Here is a 14,028-nt window from a genome sequence, read left to right as displayed (position 1 = left end):
GGTGCGTGCCGAAGGCCCGGCGGCGTCCGCAGGACGGATGAAAAACAGGACACAAGACGTCAGGTTTTAGAGCGATCATGGGTTCGCCGGTCGGCACCGATCTGCGGCACGGGCCGCATCAAGACCGGCCACGTGCTGAGAGATCTGGGGAAGCGGCCGCCCAGCGCCGTTGTGACGAGCGGCCGCCGCGTAGTGGCGTGATCGGTTGCTCGGCATGGGTGGGGCGCCTGTCCGCCCATGTTCTGCTGTGTTGCGAGAGGGTGGACGAAGGTTGACTGCGTTCGTACGGGACGTCGCGAGTATGGGGTGCGAGGCCATCGAGGTGGTGGGGGCTCGTACCAACAATCTGCGGGACGTGTCGGTGAGCATCCCCAAGGGGCGACTCGTCGCCTTCACCGGGGTGAGTGGCAGCGGCAAGACCTCGCTGGCCATCGACACCCTGCACAACGAGGCCCAGCTGCGGTATCTGGAGGGGCTTTCGCCGTTCGTGCGGCAGTACATCACCCAGCGCAATCGGCCGAAGGTCGACCGCATCCTGGGACTCGGCGCGACGCTCGCGGTCGACCAGCGCCGGCTGAACCGCAACCCCCGGTCCACGGTCGCGACGATCACCGGCATCGACGGGCATCTGGGGCTGCTGTACTCGCGCCTTCCGGGGATCGGCGCGGACCCGGCGGCGGAGCGTGGAGACGGGCATCTGACGACCGCTCATTTCGACCGCAATACGCCGGAAGGGAGCTGTGCGGACTGCCACGGGGTGGGCGGGCGCTGGCAGGCGCAGGAGGGCCTGGTCATCACCCATCCGGACCTTCCGCTCTTCGAGGGGGCCTCGCCCTGGTACGCGAAGTGGCGGTCGGGGGAGCACGCGTTCGTACCGGCGCTCGCCGAGAAGCGTGGCGTGGACCTCGATCGGCCGTGGCAGTCGCTGCCTGAGGAGTTCCGTCACTGCGTGCTGTACGGCACGGGCGACGAAAAGATCGAGGCGACCATCGACATGACGAACAAGAACGAGACGGCTCTGGTGACCTACACCTCGAGCCAGCCGCTGCGGGGCGCGCTCGCCGAGGTGGAGCGGGTGTTCGTGAACGCCCAGACCTCCAGCGCCAAGCAGCGCTACCTGCCGTACATGCGCAAGCAGCCGTGCGGCACCTGCGGCGGCAGCGGGTACGACCAGGTGGCCCGGTCCGTGCGGCTCGGCGGGCTGACCTATCCCGACCTGCTCGAGGTGGAAGTACGGGAGGTGCGCAGCTGGGCGAAGCGCGTGGCGGACGACCTGGACGCCCGGCAGCGCGAAGTGGGTGAGCCGCTGCTGCAGGACCTGGGCCGCAGGCTCGGGATCCTCGACCGGCTCGGCCTGGCCCACCTCCAGCTGTCCCGGAGCGCGGCGACGCTGTCCGGGGGTGAGTTGCAGCGGACCCGGCTCGCCGCGCAGCTCAGCACCGAGCTGAGCGGCATCATCTTCGTCCTGGACGAGCCCGGGACCGGACTGCATCCGGCGGACAAGGCACACCTGCTCGACATCGCCCTGGAGCTGCGCAAGGCAGGCAACACGGTGCTCCTGGTCGAGCACGACCCTGAACTGATCGCCCGGGCCGACTGGGTGATCGATATGGGGCCCGGCGCGGGCCGCCTCGGCGGTGAGATCCTGGTGTCGGGGCCGCCCGCCGACGCGGCCGCCCACCCGACGTCGCTGACCGGACGCTATCTGGCCGGTGAGGGGCCGCGGCTACGCCGGACCCGCCGCCCGGCCGGGGATGACACCGGCTGGGTGGAGCTGCACGGCCTGCGTGCGCACAACGTGACCGCGGACCTGGTGCGTTTCCCCGCCGGTCGGCTCACCTGCCTGACCGGGGTGAGCGGCAGCGGCAAGAGCAGCCTGCTCGGCGCGCTCGCGGCGAGCGTGGAGGCCGCCCTGAACGGGACGACGACCGACACGGTGCGACAGGTGACCGGCCTCGAGGGGTTCGACTGGGTCGCCGTCGTCGATCAGGAACCGCTCGGGCGGACGCCGCGGTCCAACCCGGCCACCTACAGCAAGGCGTTCGACATTGTCCGCAAGCTGTTCGCCGCAACCGACGTGGCGCGCGGACGCGGGGTCAATGCCTCCTGGTTCAGCTTCAACACCGCGGGTGGCGGCCGCTGCGAAACCTGCACCGGTTATGGCCGCAAGCTGGTCGACATGCACTTCCTGCCGGATGTGTGGGTGGTCTGCGACGCGTGCGAGGGTCGGCGCTACAAGCCGGAGGCCTTGGAAATCAGGTATCAGGGGTTGGCCATCGATCAGGTGCTGGAGCTGACCGTCGCCGAGGCTGTGGAGCGGTTCTCCGCACCCCGGCAACTCGCGGAAACCCTGGGAGCCTTGAACCAGGTCGGGCTTGGCTATCTCCAGCTCGGCCAGAGCGCCACAGAGTTGTCCGGCGGCGAGGCGCAGCGGCTGAAGCTGGCGTCCGCGATCCAGCGCGGCGCCGCGGGCCGCAAGGCCGGCCTCGTCGTTCTCGACGAACCCGTCTCGGGCCTGCACCCGTCTGACATCCAGCGTGTGGTGGATGCGCTCGATGTGTTGCTCGACTCGGGCAACACCGTCGTCGTGGCCGAACATGACATCCCCGTCGCCGCGTCCGCGGACTGGGTGATCGACCTGGGGCCGGGAGCCGGTCCGGACGGGGGTGCGGTGGTCGCGGAAGGCCCCCCGGACGCCGTCGCGACCGCGGACACCCCGACCGCCGGTTTCCTCCGGCGGTACGCGGCGGGCCTGCCGCTCCTGGAAGTGCGGGAAGGCGCGCGCCGCTGAGGGGCGGGGCGCGTCTTGCGTCACGTCCTGCATCGCACACCTCCAGCATCGCGGGCAGCCGTTCGCTGGGATGATCGCCGGGTGGACAAGGACCTCTCCGCGGCTCTCGATGTCGTGCTCCGGGACGTGCGCTCGCACTGCGCCGTACAGCCCGATGTCCGCGAGGGCGAGGTGCGGAGCTGGGAGGAGCCCTTCGTCTGGCTCTACGCACCCGATGGATCCGGGCGCGGCGTCTCAGCGCCCTCTGGTGGTGGTGCCGAACAGATCGCCGGGCTGGCGGACCAGGTCCAGGAGTGGGCGGTCGAGGCGTTGTGGTCGGAAGGACTGTCCGCGGTGTGGCCGCAGTGCCCGGCTCACCCGGACTCCCATCCGCTGTCCGCCGCCGTCGAGGGCGGAACCGCGGTGTGGTCGTGCCCTCGGACCCGGAGCGTGGTCGCCCCCATCGGACGGCTGGCCGGACCTCCGGAGGATCCTGGCGGGCGTCCATAACGGGTCCCGGTGGCAATGAAGAAAGTCGCCGCCACCGGTTACGACCAGTGCGTCGGCGTTCCTCCGGCGGACAGCCGCGAACGCCTGGCGTACCCGCTCGTCATGCTCGCCGAGAAGGTGATGAGGAACCCTCCCAAGGCCGGGTCGGCCACGAAGGCGAGCACGAGCGGCCATCCAGCAGCGATATTCGGTCGACGGAGCTGGAGAAGCCCATGGCGATGTGGGTGGGGTTGCTGGTCTAGCGGTTGAGTCCGAAGAGCTCTCTCGTGGCTTGGACGGCGTCGGGCTCTCCTCGCACGTGGAGGCGGCTCCAGTGGCCGGAGATGGGGTTCGACATCTACCGGGTCATCGTCGGTGACCGCCACTGGGTTCTCGACTGGGCGCTCACCGCCGTTCTCACCGACCCGGACGGCGATCGACGCCCGATCCGCTTCGACTGCCTCGACGTGGTCACGCTCGACGACAACGGACTGGTCGAACGCAAGGACACCTTCATCGACCTTCCCCAGGCCCAGGCCGCGCTCACCGCCGCCGCAGCGGCGGCCGGATCCAGGGGCCGCTCATGACACCGAAAATCGGAGTGTTCCCGCCCGCCCGAGAAGCACTCCTCAACGGCACCCTCATCGCCGAGGTGCTCGACTTCGCGAAAGAGGCGGAGAGCGCCGGGTTCGACCCGGTGCGGACGGGTGACTCATTAGTACTTGGGGTTGGGTCAGATTGGGTGCGGTGGTCAGTGACGGCGCGCTGTGATGATCCAGGCACGCGAGTCGAAGTACACGCCGCTGTCGGTGTTGTGGGCGGCGAGGGTGGCGCGTAGCCGCGTGCGTGCTTGCTCGGCTGTCGCGGTGTCGAGGTTGGCAAGCAGGTCGTTGTATTCCCGTAGGCGGAGCACGTTATCGAAGGCGGTGGCGGTGTCCGGGCCGTAGAAGACGGGCTCGTGCACGTCGGTGAAGCTGATTTGCGTGAAGCCTGCCGCCGCCAGGATGCCTTGCGTGGTGGTCGGATCGGCGAGTGAGAACGGGCCTGGACCACCGGTGGGAGGGGCGGGCGTGGCCGTTGCGGCGGTGAGGCTCTGGCGGATCGCGGAGGCCCATTCATTGCGGTCGCGGTCTTGCCAGACCAGCAGCACGAGGCGCGCTGCGGGGCGCAGAGCGCGCCCGATATTGGTGAACGCGGCGACGGGGTCGGCGAAGAACATCGCTCCGAACCTGCTGATACAAAGGTCGAAATGTGTCGAGGGGAAGCGGTGAACCTGGGCGTTCGCCTGCTGGTAAGTAATGTTGGGCAGTCCCTGGTCGTCACTGAGCTGACGGGCCCGTTCGAGCATTGGTGCAGAGAGGTCGACGCCTACCACGCTTCCGTTGACGGCGGCGCGGGCGGCCTCGCGCGTGGGCTGCCCCGTACCACAGCCGATGTCGAGCACACGGTCGCGCGAGCCGACGCGGGCAGCGGCACGGAAGAGTTCGTTGTGCAGACGCAACTCCGCGTCGTAGTCGAACAGGTCGGTCTGCCTGGTCCCGTGCTCACCCGCGGTCGGCTCGGAGTTCGGCCGCATCTGGGTACCCTGCTGGTCGGACATCACTGTCACCGGATCCTCTCGATACCGATTCGACATGGTGGTCGGTCGTGTGGATGGCGATGTCTCAAGGCTCTATCGGGCCCTTCGCGGAGTACGCCTCGCATCTGGTCCAGCGCACTGTTTCCGGCGGGAGGTCCGCCAGCCACCAGGTGTCACCAGGCCCATCACGAGCAGCAAGAGCCTGATCTGCGCGCACCCCAGCAGCTGCCGACGGGTCACGGCCAGTCGACCCAGACCGCCACGCCCCGCCAGCGCCCCGCCCACCAGCAGGCCAGCCGTCAGGAAGCGGACACCGGCGCTCACGAGGGGCGGCATCTCCTCGTCCATGATCCGGATCGCGAGGTAGGTCGAGCCCCGGGCGACGTAGACGATCGCCAGGGCGGCCCCGGCGAGCAGGGAGAGGGCTTCGAGCTTTTGTCGGTGCAACGGTGGTCACTGTCATGCCAGCCACGCTAGGAGCCAGGCGCCATCGTGAAAAGCGATTGTTTCCGATCAACTCGATCGCTGGAAGCGATGGCTGGGAGTCGAGTCTGGTCACCACGAGTTGGTCGCCCTCGCGGACGATGAGGAGGGCCTTGTCGAGTTCGGGTCGGCGGGCGAGCTTGCCGCCGGCCTTGTCGGTGAAGATCTTCTCGTAACCGGCCGAAGAACCGGCTTCACCTCGACGTCAGCCTGATCGACGGCAGCACCGAGGACGAGGTAGATTGCTCGGCCTCGGCGCCACCAAGACGGATGTGGGCCAGGGCTCAGACCGAAACTGGGTGGTCATGGCAGACCCCGAGGGCAACGAGTTCTGCGTCCTGCGCACCCTGGCACCGCAGAATTGATCGACGGCGAGGAGGTGGCGCCGGGCCGGTACCGGCTGCAGCTCGGCGACGCCGACCCATCCGATCGACGGTGGCGGCCGTCACAGGAAGTCCACGTCCTGGGCCAGGACCACCTGCTCGGAGTAGTTGATCGTGTTGGTGGCCCGCCTCATGTACGCACGCCACGAGTCCGAGCCGGACTCGCGGCCGCCGCCGGTTTCCTTCTCGCCACCGAAGGCGCCGCCGATCTCCGCGCCTGACGTGCCGGCGTTGACGTTGACGATGCCGCAGTCGGCGCCGTCGGCGGCCAGGAATCGCTCGGCCTCACGCTGGTCACGGGTGAAGATCCCGGATGACAGGCCCTGGGGCACGCCGTTGTGCAGTGCGATGGCCTCGTCCAGCTCGGAGTACGTCAGGACGTAGAGGATCGGGGCGAACGTCTCCTCGCGCACGATGCCGGTCTGCGCGGGCATGCGGACCAGCGCAGGCCGTACGTAGCAGGCGTTCGGCGAGGTGTCGGCGAGCTCGCGGTCACCACCCACCAGCACCTTTCCGCCCTCCTCCGTCGCGCGGGCCAGCGCCTGCCGCATCCGGACGAGGGCGGCCTCGTTGATCAGCGGTCCGACGAGCGTCGCGCCGTCGAAGGGGTCGCCGACCAGCAGGCGCTGGTAGGCCGCGGTGAGTCTGGCGATCAGCTCGTCGGCGACGTCTTCGTGGACGATGAGGCGCCGCATGGTGGTGCACCGCTGCCCGGCGGTGCCAGCCGCCGCGAAGACGATGGCGTTGACCGCGAGATCCAGGTCCGCCGACGCGGTCACCACAGCGGCGTTGTTGCCGCCCAGTTCCAGGATGCTCCGGCCGAAGCGGGCGGCCACCCGCGGCCCCACGGCACGCCCCATACGTGTCGAGCCGGTGGCACTGACCAGCGCCACCGACGGGGAGTCCACCAGCCGCTCGCCCACCGCTGCGTCGCCGAGCAGCACCTGGTGCACCTTCGGCGGGGCGCCGGTGTCCGCGATGGCCCGATCGAGCAGGGCGGCGCACGCCAGCGCCGTCAGCGGGGTGAGCTCCGAAGGCTTCCAGACCACGGTGTCACCGCAGGTGAGGGCGATCGCGGTGTTCCACGACCAGACGGCGACCGGAAAGTTGAACGCGCTGATGACGCCGACGACGCCCAGCGGGTGCCAGGTCTCCATCAGGCGGTGCCCGGGGCGTTCCGACGGCATGGTGCGCCCGTAAAGCTGGCGGGACAGGCCGACGGCGAATTCGCAGACGTCGATCATCTCCTGGACCTCGCCCAGGGCCTCGGAACGGATCTTCCCCGCCTCGATGGCCACCAGCTCGGCGAGATCGTCGCGGAACTCGCCGATCAGCTCGCCCAGCCGTTTGACCAGGGCGCCACGAACCGGGGCCGGAGTGGTCCGCCAGTGGAGGAACGCCGCATGAGCGGCGGCCACGGCCCCGTCCACGTCGTCGGCGGTCGATCCGCCGATCCGGAACAGCGTTTCCCCCGTCACCGGGGTGCGGGCGGTCAGCAGGTCGCCGTCGATGGCCGCGAGGTCGACCCCGCAGTGCCGCAGTGCCGTACGGGCGCCGGCTCGCAGGTCGTCGGTGGTCGTCATGATCGCTCCTGAGAGGTGGGGGAAAGGCCAAGGGCGGTGATCTCAGCGGGTCTCACGGGGTCGTCGACGAGGTCGCGTCGAAGCAGTGCGCCACGGACGGCGAGAGCTTGCTCTTGATCACCCGTTCGCTCGGCGTTCGCGGGAAGTCGTCCACGATCTCGACATAGCGCGGCACCTGGAAGTCGGCGAGGCGTTCCCGGCACCAGTAGAGCAGCTCCGCGACGTCCAGCGTCGTGTCGCCCGCGAGCCGGATGAATACCTTGATGTCCTGCTCGCCGACCTCGGCCGCGACACCGATCATCGCGCTCTCCGCCACCGCGGGATGCGTGTTGAGCACCGTCTCGACCTCCCAGGCGGATACGTTCTCGCCGCGTCTGCGCACGGAATCGGACGCCCTGCCGATGAAGTGGAGGTTGCCGTGCTGGTCGAGGCGCCCGAGATCGCCCGTGCGCCACCAGCCGTCGCGTCGCGCGGCACGGGTCTGCGCCTCGTCATGGAAGTAGCCGGGTGTCACGATGGGCAGCCCGGCCGAGCGCACCACGATCTCCCCGGGTTCACCGGCCGGGACCTCGGCGCCGTGCTCGTCGTGGATCGCGGCTCGCAGGTACGGCAGGACCCGGCCGACGCCGGCGTGCGGACCGGTGGTGTTCACCGAGAGGAAACTTGACGCTTCGGTCTGCCCGTAGCATTCGGCGATCCGCACGCCGAACCGCCGCTCGGCCTCCAGCCAGGTCTCCGTGGTGACCCCGCCGCCCCAGGCCAGCCGTACCCGGTGGGAGAACTCCGCCTCCGAAGGCGGCCTGCCGAGGAGCATCCGCAGGATCCCGCCGAGCTGGTGCACGTGCGTGGCGCCGGAATCCCGCACCTGGTCCCAGAACCGCGAGACCGAGAACCGCTCGACGACGGCGAGCGAGACCGGCCGGAGTAACGGGACGAACAGCATCTGCGCGCCGCCGATGTGGCACAGCGGCTCCCACAGGAAGTAGACGTCCCCGTCCCGCGGAGCGGTGGTGAACAGCGCGCCGAGGGCCGCGGCACGCAGCATGCGGTCGGTCACCCGCACGCCTTTGGCCGGGCCGGTGGTACCCGAGGTGTAGATCAGGCCGACCACGTCGTCCGGCCCGGCGGCCGGCAGGGCCGGCGCGGCCGCCGGGGCGTCGCCGAGCCAGCGCAGATCGACGCGCTCGCCCGCACGGGCCCGGGTGATCACCGGCGGCGGCGGCTCGGGCAGCACGCCGGTCAGCCGGTCGGCGTAGGAGCGGTCCACCAGCACGAGCCCGGGTTCGCCGTCCCGCAGCACGTGTTCGAGCGCCGCGCCACGCAATCGGGGATTGATCGGCAGCCAGGTGGCGCGCAGCGTGATGAGCGCAAGGATCACCGCGATGTGGTCCGGGTGGTTGGGCAGCAGCACAGCCACCCGATCGCCCGGCCGTACGCCCAGCGCGGCCAGCCGCGCGGCCCCGGTTCGCACCTGGTCGGCGAGTTCGCCGAGGGTCAGCTCGGCGCCGCCGAAGACGCAGTAGCGCGAGTCCGGCCGGTCCCCGGCCGCGCGCGCGAGCAGTTCGGGGACGGCCGCGCCGGTGATGATCTCCTGCCAGTCCGCAGGGGCTTCGCCGTCGGGCATTACCTCTGCTCCCTGGACTTCTGCTTCCTCGCGGTGAAGAACTCGCGCATCACCTGCTGCGGTTGCCCGGAGGCCCAGGCCTTCTGGTCGATGGCCCGTGCCGCCTCGAACGCCTCCCAGAGCCCGGGTGTGATCAGGTCGCGGTACCGCTGCTTGGTCAGCGCCACGGCCACACTGGGCTGCTCGCCGAGCTGCGCCCCCACCTTGACGGCGGTGTCCAGCACGTCACCCTCGGCGACCACGTGATGCACCAGGCCCACCTGCCGCAGCTCGTCGATGTCCATGAGCCGGCCGGACAACATCAGTTCGAGGGTCCGCGAGGTGCCGAGGGCGCGCATGGTCAGGTACATCCCGGTGACGCTGGGGATTCCGGACGACACCTCGGTCTGGCCCATCCGCACCCCTGGGTGGGCCACCCGCACGTCGCACAGCATGCTGAGCTGGTAGCCGGAGCCGGCGGCGACGCCGTTGAGCGCGGCGACCACCGGCTTGTCGATCTCGAGGATGGCGCGGTAGAGCGAGCGGAAGTTGTCCAGCCACGTGTCCACGTTCTCCGGCCCGAACTCGGCCGTCTCGGCGAGGTCCTGGCCGGCGCAGAACGCGCGGTCACCGGCGCCGGTGATGACGACGGCCCTGGTGCGCTCGTCCGCGCCGAACTCGGCGAACCGGCGGCGGACCTTGTCCTGCATGGCCATGTCCCACGCGTTCAACGACTCGGGGCGGTTCAGGGTGAGTACGGCGACGCCGTCGATGTGCCGTACGAGGACGTTGTCATCGGTCATGCTCGGTTCCTTTCAAGCGTGCGGGAACCGCCCTGTCGACTCGAATCTCCGAGTTGTCCCCGCGCAGCATGGAAACGCGCGAGGTCTCGGGCAGGCGGAGGATGGGCACCAACGCGACGAGCGCCAGCACGATCAGGTAGTAGGCGGGCGAGATGTCGGAACCCGTCTGGTTGACGAGGTATTGGCCGATGAACGGCGCGGTGCCGCCGAACACGGCGTACGCGATGTTGTATCCCAGGGCCGCGCCGGTGTAGCGGATCGCCGCGGGGAAAAGCTCGGCCTGCGCGACGGCCACCACCGACGCCACCGCGACCAGCGGCACGGTCAGCATCACCTGCCCGAGCACCGCGCTCCCCAGCCCACCGGACCCGGCCACCATATAGCCCGGTACGGCGAGCACCGCGAGCGAGAGCGCACCCGCGAGGATCACCCGTTTTCGCCCGATGCGGTCCCCGAGCAGGCCCATGATCGGGATGAGCACGCTGTACGTGCACAGGGCCAGCGCGTTGGAGAACAGCGCGGTCGTCTCGTCCAGACCGGCCACGGTGCTGAGATACGTGCTCATATAGCTGGACATCGTGTAGAACGCGACCGCGTTGAGCGAGGCGACACCGATCAGAGTGACTAGCTCCGGGATGTAGTTCCGCAGCACCTGACGCACCGGTGCGTGTTCCACCTTGCCGGTGCTTTCGAGCGACCGGAAGACCGGCGTGTCCTCCAGCCGCAGCCGGACGTACAGGCCGACCAGCGCGAACGGCGCGGCGAGCAGGAACGGGACCCGCCACCCCCACGACAGGTACGCCTCCTCGGAGATGGTGCTGCTGATCGCCAGCACCATGAGGGCGGTCACCGCGAAGGGGAGGGTCTGCGTGCTGTTGGACAGGCCGGACCACATGCCGCGCCGGTTCGGCGGGGCGTACTCGCTGAGGAAGGTCGCACCGCCGGACGACTCACCGCCCGCCGAGAACCCCTGGCACAATCGCAGGACCGCGAGCAGGATCGGCGCGGCGACACCGATGCCGCCATACGTGGGCAGCAGCCCGATCAGCGTGGTGGCGGCCCCCATCAGCAGCAGGATGATGGACAGCGTGTTGCGCCGGCCGATGCGATCGCCCATCCGTCCGAAGAAGATGCCACCGGCCGGGCGGGACAGGAAGGTCACCCCGAAGATGGCCAGGGTGCCGAGCAGGGCGGTCACCGGGTCGCCTTCGGGGAAGAACAGGGTGGCTATCGCCTTGGTGGAATAGGCGTAGACCGCGAAGTCATACCATTCGACGAAGTTGCCGACCGCGACCCCGGACAGTGCGCGTGCGGCCATCTTGCGGTCGCGTACCGGCCCCGAATTCGAGGATGTTGCTCGCTGCGTCATGGACTCTCCTCACCAAAGCCAACGGCCGGTGTCGGTGAACTCCCAGACGTCCACTCCGTCGCGGATGGTGAAATCGCTCGCCACGTGCCCGTTGAGCATTCGCGTGGCGGCGCTGTGAAACTCGAAGAACGCGGATCTCAGCTCGGCGGGATGGCTCGCGTCGAAGGGGTTCGCGGAGCGCACGAGCAGCCGGAACGTCCTCTCGTCAACGCGTTCCAGGGTGGCGTCGCGACGGGTGGCGCTGACCAGGGCGTGGTGGAATCCGGCGATGTCGGCCACGGTCGTCCCTTCGACGCCGGCCTTTGCCGTGAGCTCCGGGGTGAGCTGGATGGCCAGCATGCGCATGGCGGATCGGACGAGCTGGTGAGTCGTCAGCGCGCCGTACCGCTCGTACAGGCACTCCACGGTCGAACGCACATAGCCGGCGGAGAACTTCGGGCGGGCCTTGAGAATCCGCGCCTCGGGCCACAGCTCCGGATCTAGCACGGGCGCCCGCGCCGGGTCGAACTCCGGCGTGCGCGCCACCACCTCGAATCGCATCGTCTCGTCTTCGGTGAGCTCGTGGTCGTGCTCGATGAAGTAGCCCTCGTCGTAGGGGTCGCCCTCCATGGAGAACTTCGTGCCGACGTAACCAAGCCGCGGGCAGCCCATGTAACGCCCGTTCCGGGGGTGCCAGGAGCTGAACACGGTGCGGCGAATCGACGCGGGCATGGCGATCAGCGCGACGCCCGAGTACATCCACATCGGTGCGCGGTACCGGATCCACACCTTGCGGGGGGATTCCTCGGCGTACTCCATGTCCAGGCCGCCGATGATGTTCGTGAAGTAGTGGTACTTGGCCGCCGCGACAGCCGGAGGGTCCTCGTGGATGCCGAGCTTCTTCAGGCCCTCGGCGTACCGGTCGCCCTGGTGGCTGGTCAGCACCCGGAACCACAGGTCGTTGACCGCGGCCTCGCCCTTCTCCCGGAAAGTGATCGCGGTCAGCGCGGAGAACACCTTGCTGTAGAACATGGTGGACAGTGCCGAGCTCGCCCGCAGTTCGGCCGGCTCGCCGGTGTTGCTTGTGCTCACGGAGTTCCTTTCAGGCTCAGTACTCGCGTCCGGGTGGCCGGCTGCGCAACGGAGCACGGCTGATCTTTCCCGACTGGGATCGGGGGAGTTCGTCCACGAACTCGACCAACTTGGGATATCCGAACGCGGAATGCTCCCGCCGTACGAAGTCCTTTATCTCATCGGCGAGTTCGGCGCCCGGCGCAATTCCCGGCTCCGGAATAACGAACGCCTTCACCCGCTGGCCGCGTTCGGAGTCGGGGACGCCGATGACCGCCGCCTCGGCTACTCCGGGATGCAGTGTGCAGGCGCGCTCCACCTCGCCCGGGCTGATCCGATATCCAGAAGATTTGATCACGTCGTCGTTGCGGCCGATATAGAACAGGTAGCCGTCTTCGTCGGCGTATGCGCAGTCTCCGGTGTGAAACCAGGTGCCGCCGAAAACGCGCTCGCTCTCCTCCGGCATGTTCCAGTAACCGAGCGGGTATTGCGGATTGTCGCGCGCCCGCAGGCAGATCTCACCGACCTCGCCCACGGAAAGTTCACGTTCGTGCTCGTCGAGCACCCGAATATCCCAGCCGGGAACGGGCAGCCCGAGTGACCCGGGTTTCACCGGCACGCCGGGGAAGTTCCCGGCCATCGGATACGCCTCGGTCATCCCGTAGTTCTGCAACACGGGTATCCCGAACTGCTCGGCGAACCACTCGCTCTCCCGTTCGCCGAGCGGTTCGTTGGCGCTGCAGCACACGCGGAACGCCTGCGGAAACCGCCGACCGGCGTCCGGCACCTGCCGCATCATCAGGCGCAGCCCGGTGGGGTTGACGAAGATGTTGCCGACCTGGTGCCTGGACAGCGCGGCGAGCAGGCCCTCCGGGTCGTAGCGCCGATCGGTGGCGTAGACCAGGTTGACGGCGCCGCGCCGCCACGGCCCGAGGATCTTGTAGACGCCCCAGGCCCAGTCGCCCATCCAGTACGAGATCTCGCCGGAGCGCAGGTCCTGACAGTAGCCGAACTCGTTGTGGCCGATCAGCCCGCGATGCGGGGACACCACGCCCTTCGGCCTGCCGGTCGAGCCCGACGTGTAGTAGAGCAGTGCCGGGTCGTCGGCGGCGGTGTCGACCGTCTCGGCGGTTCGGGGGTAGTGCTCCACGGTTTCCGGGCCGTCGACCACGAGGGTCGCCTCGGCGCAGTCGGAAAGTCCGCGGGCCGCGTTCTTCGCGTCGGTGACGAGCAGGCGCACCCCGGCGTCGGTAAGCCGGTAGCGGAGCGAGTCGTCGCTCCACAACGCCGCCATCGGAACGCCGATGGCGCCGATCTTGAGTACCGCGATGATCGCGGCGGCGGCCTCCGGCAGGGGTGGCAGCAGAATCGCGACGCGGTCGCCCTTGCCCACCCCATTCTCGATGAAACAGTTCGCGAACTGATTGGTCAGGTCCTGCAATTCTCCCCACAACACCTGCCGATCGTCGCCGCTGCCATCGGTCCAGATCATTGCCAGTTTGTTTCGGGGATGTTTATCCGCCACGTCGGCGGCCACGTTGTACCGGTCGGGGACGATCCACTTGTGAGCTGCGAGCATTTCTTTGTACAGCGACAGATCAACCACGTTGCTTCCTGACGCGCTGGGGGAGGAGCCCATTGGTGGAAAGGCTCCGGCGAGGCCACTTCCGAATGGGCGCCGAGCGGGGTTCCTCGCTCGCCTATCGAAACAGCAGCCATGAATACGTTGGATGAACGGCGGTAAAGCCGATCGTAAACAGGGCTGCGCATGAGGCGCAATACAAGCCAGTGCGAGAGAAACTTGCCGGTGCGTTAAGCCGGTCTTGCGCTGGGACCTCAGCCCGTCAGACGGATCTCCTCCTGAGACCTCGCGCCGCGACCTCAGCCCGTCAAGCGGATCTCCACCTGACGACCTT

At 68.8% G+C, this 14,028-nt stretch carries 12 protein-coding genes; 4 read left to right on the top strand and 8 right to left on the bottom strand.

The features are described 5' to 3' along the window. Window positions 1-214 precede the first annotated feature (214 nt). From MBA17_RS10275 to MBA17_RS10265, 3 genes are all read left to right on the top strand, one after another. Window positions 215-2,791 carry an excinuclease ABC subunit UvrA gene (locus MBA17_RS10275; RefSeq protein ID WP_238496254.1) on the top strand — a complete coding sequence of 859 codons (2,577 nt, stop codon included), beginning with the start codon at window positions 215-217 and terminating at the stop codon, window positions 2,789-2,791. Between the two features lie 81 nt (window positions 2,792-2,872). Further along, a complete protein-coding gene (locus MBA17_RS10270) occupies window positions 2,873-3,280 on the top strand; it encodes a hypothetical protein (protein ID WP_238496091.1) in 408 nt (135 codons plus the stop codon). Between the two features lie 323 nt (window positions 3,281-3,603). Next, window positions 3,604-3,846 (top strand): hypothetical protein, encoded by a 243-nt coding sequence (locus tag MBA17_RS10265; protein ID WP_238496090.1) that lies wholly within the window; start codon window positions 3,604-3,606, stop codon window positions 3,844-3,846. 164 nt (window positions 3,847-4,010) lie between these two features. On the opposite strand, the gene MBA17_RS10260 is transcribed toward MBA17_RS10265, so the two are convergent. Continuing rightward, window positions 4,011-4,859 (bottom strand): class I SAM-dependent methyltransferase, encoded by an 849-nt coding sequence (locus MBA17_RS10260; RefSeq protein WP_238496089.1) that lies wholly within the window; start codon window positions 4,857-4,859, stop codon window positions 4,011-4,013. Window positions 4,860-4,931: 72 nt separating this feature from the next. Further along, window positions 4,932-5,285: a DMT family transporter gene (locus tag MBA17_RS10255; RefSeq protein ID WP_238496088.1), complete on the bottom strand. Its 354-nt coding sequence runs from the start codon at window positions 5,283-5,285 to the stop codon at window positions 4,932-4,934. A 308-nt stretch (window positions 5,286-5,593) separates the two neighbouring features. Here MBA17_RS10255 and MBA17_RS10250 point away from each other — a divergent pair, with 308 nt between their 5' ends. After that, window positions 5,594-5,686, top strand: coding sequence for a VOC family protein (locus MBA17_RS10250; RefSeq protein ID WP_455432740.1), 93 nt, complete (start codon window positions 5,594-5,596; stop codon window positions 5,684-5,686). Between the two features lie 80 nt (window positions 5,687-5,766). Here the strand turns inward: MBA17_RS10250 and amaB are convergent, their stop codons facing one another. Genes amaB through MBA17_RS10220 form a run of 6 tightly spaced genes read right to left on the bottom strand, consistent with a single transcriptional unit; the run spans window position 5,767 to window position 13,751 of the window. Beyond that, window positions 5,767-7,287, bottom strand: coding sequence for an L-piperidine-6-carboxylate dehydrogenase (gene amaB / locus MBA17_RS10245; RefSeq protein WP_238496087.1), 1,521 nt, complete (start codon window positions 7,285-7,287; stop codon window positions 5,767-5,769). 52 nt (window positions 7,288-7,339) lie between these two features. Beyond that, on the bottom strand, window positions 7,340-8,911 hold the full coding sequence (locus MBA17_RS10240; protein WP_238496086.1) for an AMP-binding protein: 1,572 nt from the start codon (window positions 8,909-8,911) through the stop codon (window positions 7,340-7,342). Next, window positions 8,911-9,693, bottom strand: a complete 783-nt coding sequence (locus MBA17_RS10235; protein WP_238496084.1) for an enoyl-CoA hydratase/isomerase family protein — start codon at window positions 9,691-9,693, stop codon at window positions 8,911-8,913. The genes MBA17_RS10240 and MBA17_RS10235 overlap by 1 nt, the downstream gene beginning before the upstream one ends. Then, window positions 9,683-11,062: an MFS transporter gene (locus MBA17_RS10230; protein ID WP_238496083.1), complete on the bottom strand. Its 1,380-nt coding sequence runs from the start codon at window positions 11,060-11,062 to the stop codon at window positions 9,683-9,685. Before MBA17_RS10230 ends, MBA17_RS10235 begins: the two co-directional genes overlap by 11 nt. Before the next feature lie 9 nt (window positions 11,063-11,071). Beyond that, complete coding sequence (locus MBA17_RS10225) at window positions 11,072-12,133, bottom strand: hypothetical protein (protein ID WP_238496082.1); 1,062 nt, start codon at window positions 12,131-12,133, stop codon at window positions 11,072-11,074. Window positions 12,134-12,149: 16 nt separating this feature from the next. After that, window positions 12,150-13,751: an acetate--CoA ligase gene (locus MBA17_RS10220; protein ID WP_455432731.1), complete on the bottom strand. Its 1,602-nt coding sequence runs from the start codon at window positions 13,749-13,751 to the stop codon at window positions 12,150-12,152. Window positions 13,752-14,028: the final 277 nt, after the last annotated feature.

It is taken from the genome of Dolomitihabitans soli (assembly GCF_022213955.1).
Lineage (GTDB): Bacteria > Actinomycetota > Actinomycetes > Streptosporangiales > Streptosporangiaceae > Streptosporangium_A > Streptosporangium_A soli.
Note: the sequence above shows the minus strand (reverse complement) of the source record. Positions and strands in the feature narration are given on the sequence as shown.

What these genes read in the sequence shown, in the direction of transcription:
- MBA17_RS10275 (WP_238496254.1), top strand. Translation starts at nt 215, where the DNA reads ATGGGTGGGGCGCCTGTCCGCCCATGTTCTGCTGTGTTGCGAGAGGGT.
- MBA17_RS10265 (WP_238496090.1), top strand. Translation starts at nt 3,604, where the DNA reads ATGGGGTTCGACATCTACCGGGTCATCGTCGGTGACCGCCACTGGGTT.
- MBA17_RS10260 (WP_238496089.1), bottom strand. Translation starts at nt 4,859, where the DNA reads ATGTCCGACCAGCAGGGTACCCAGATGCGGCCGAACTCCGAGCCGACC.
- amaB (WP_238496087.1), bottom strand. Translation starts at nt 7,287, where the DNA reads ATGACGACCACCGACGACCTGCGAGCCGGCGCCCGTACGGCACTGCGG.
- MBA17_RS10240 (WP_238496086.1), bottom strand. Translation starts at nt 8,911, where the DNA reads ATGCCCGACGGCGAAGCCCCTGCGGACTGGCAGGAGATCATCACCGGC.
- MBA17_RS10235 (WP_238496084.1), bottom strand. Translation starts at nt 9,693, where the DNA reads ATGACCGATGACAACGTCCTCGTACGGCACATCGACGGCGTCGCCGTA.
- MBA17_RS10230 (WP_238496083.1), bottom strand. Translation starts at nt 11,062, where the DNA reads ATGACGCAGCGAGCAACATCCTCGAATTCGGGGCCGGTACGCGACCGC.
- MBA17_RS10220 (WP_455432731.1), bottom strand. Translation starts at nt 13,751, where the DNA reads ATGGGCTCCTCCCCCAGCGCGTCAGGAAGCAACGTGGTTGATCTGTCG.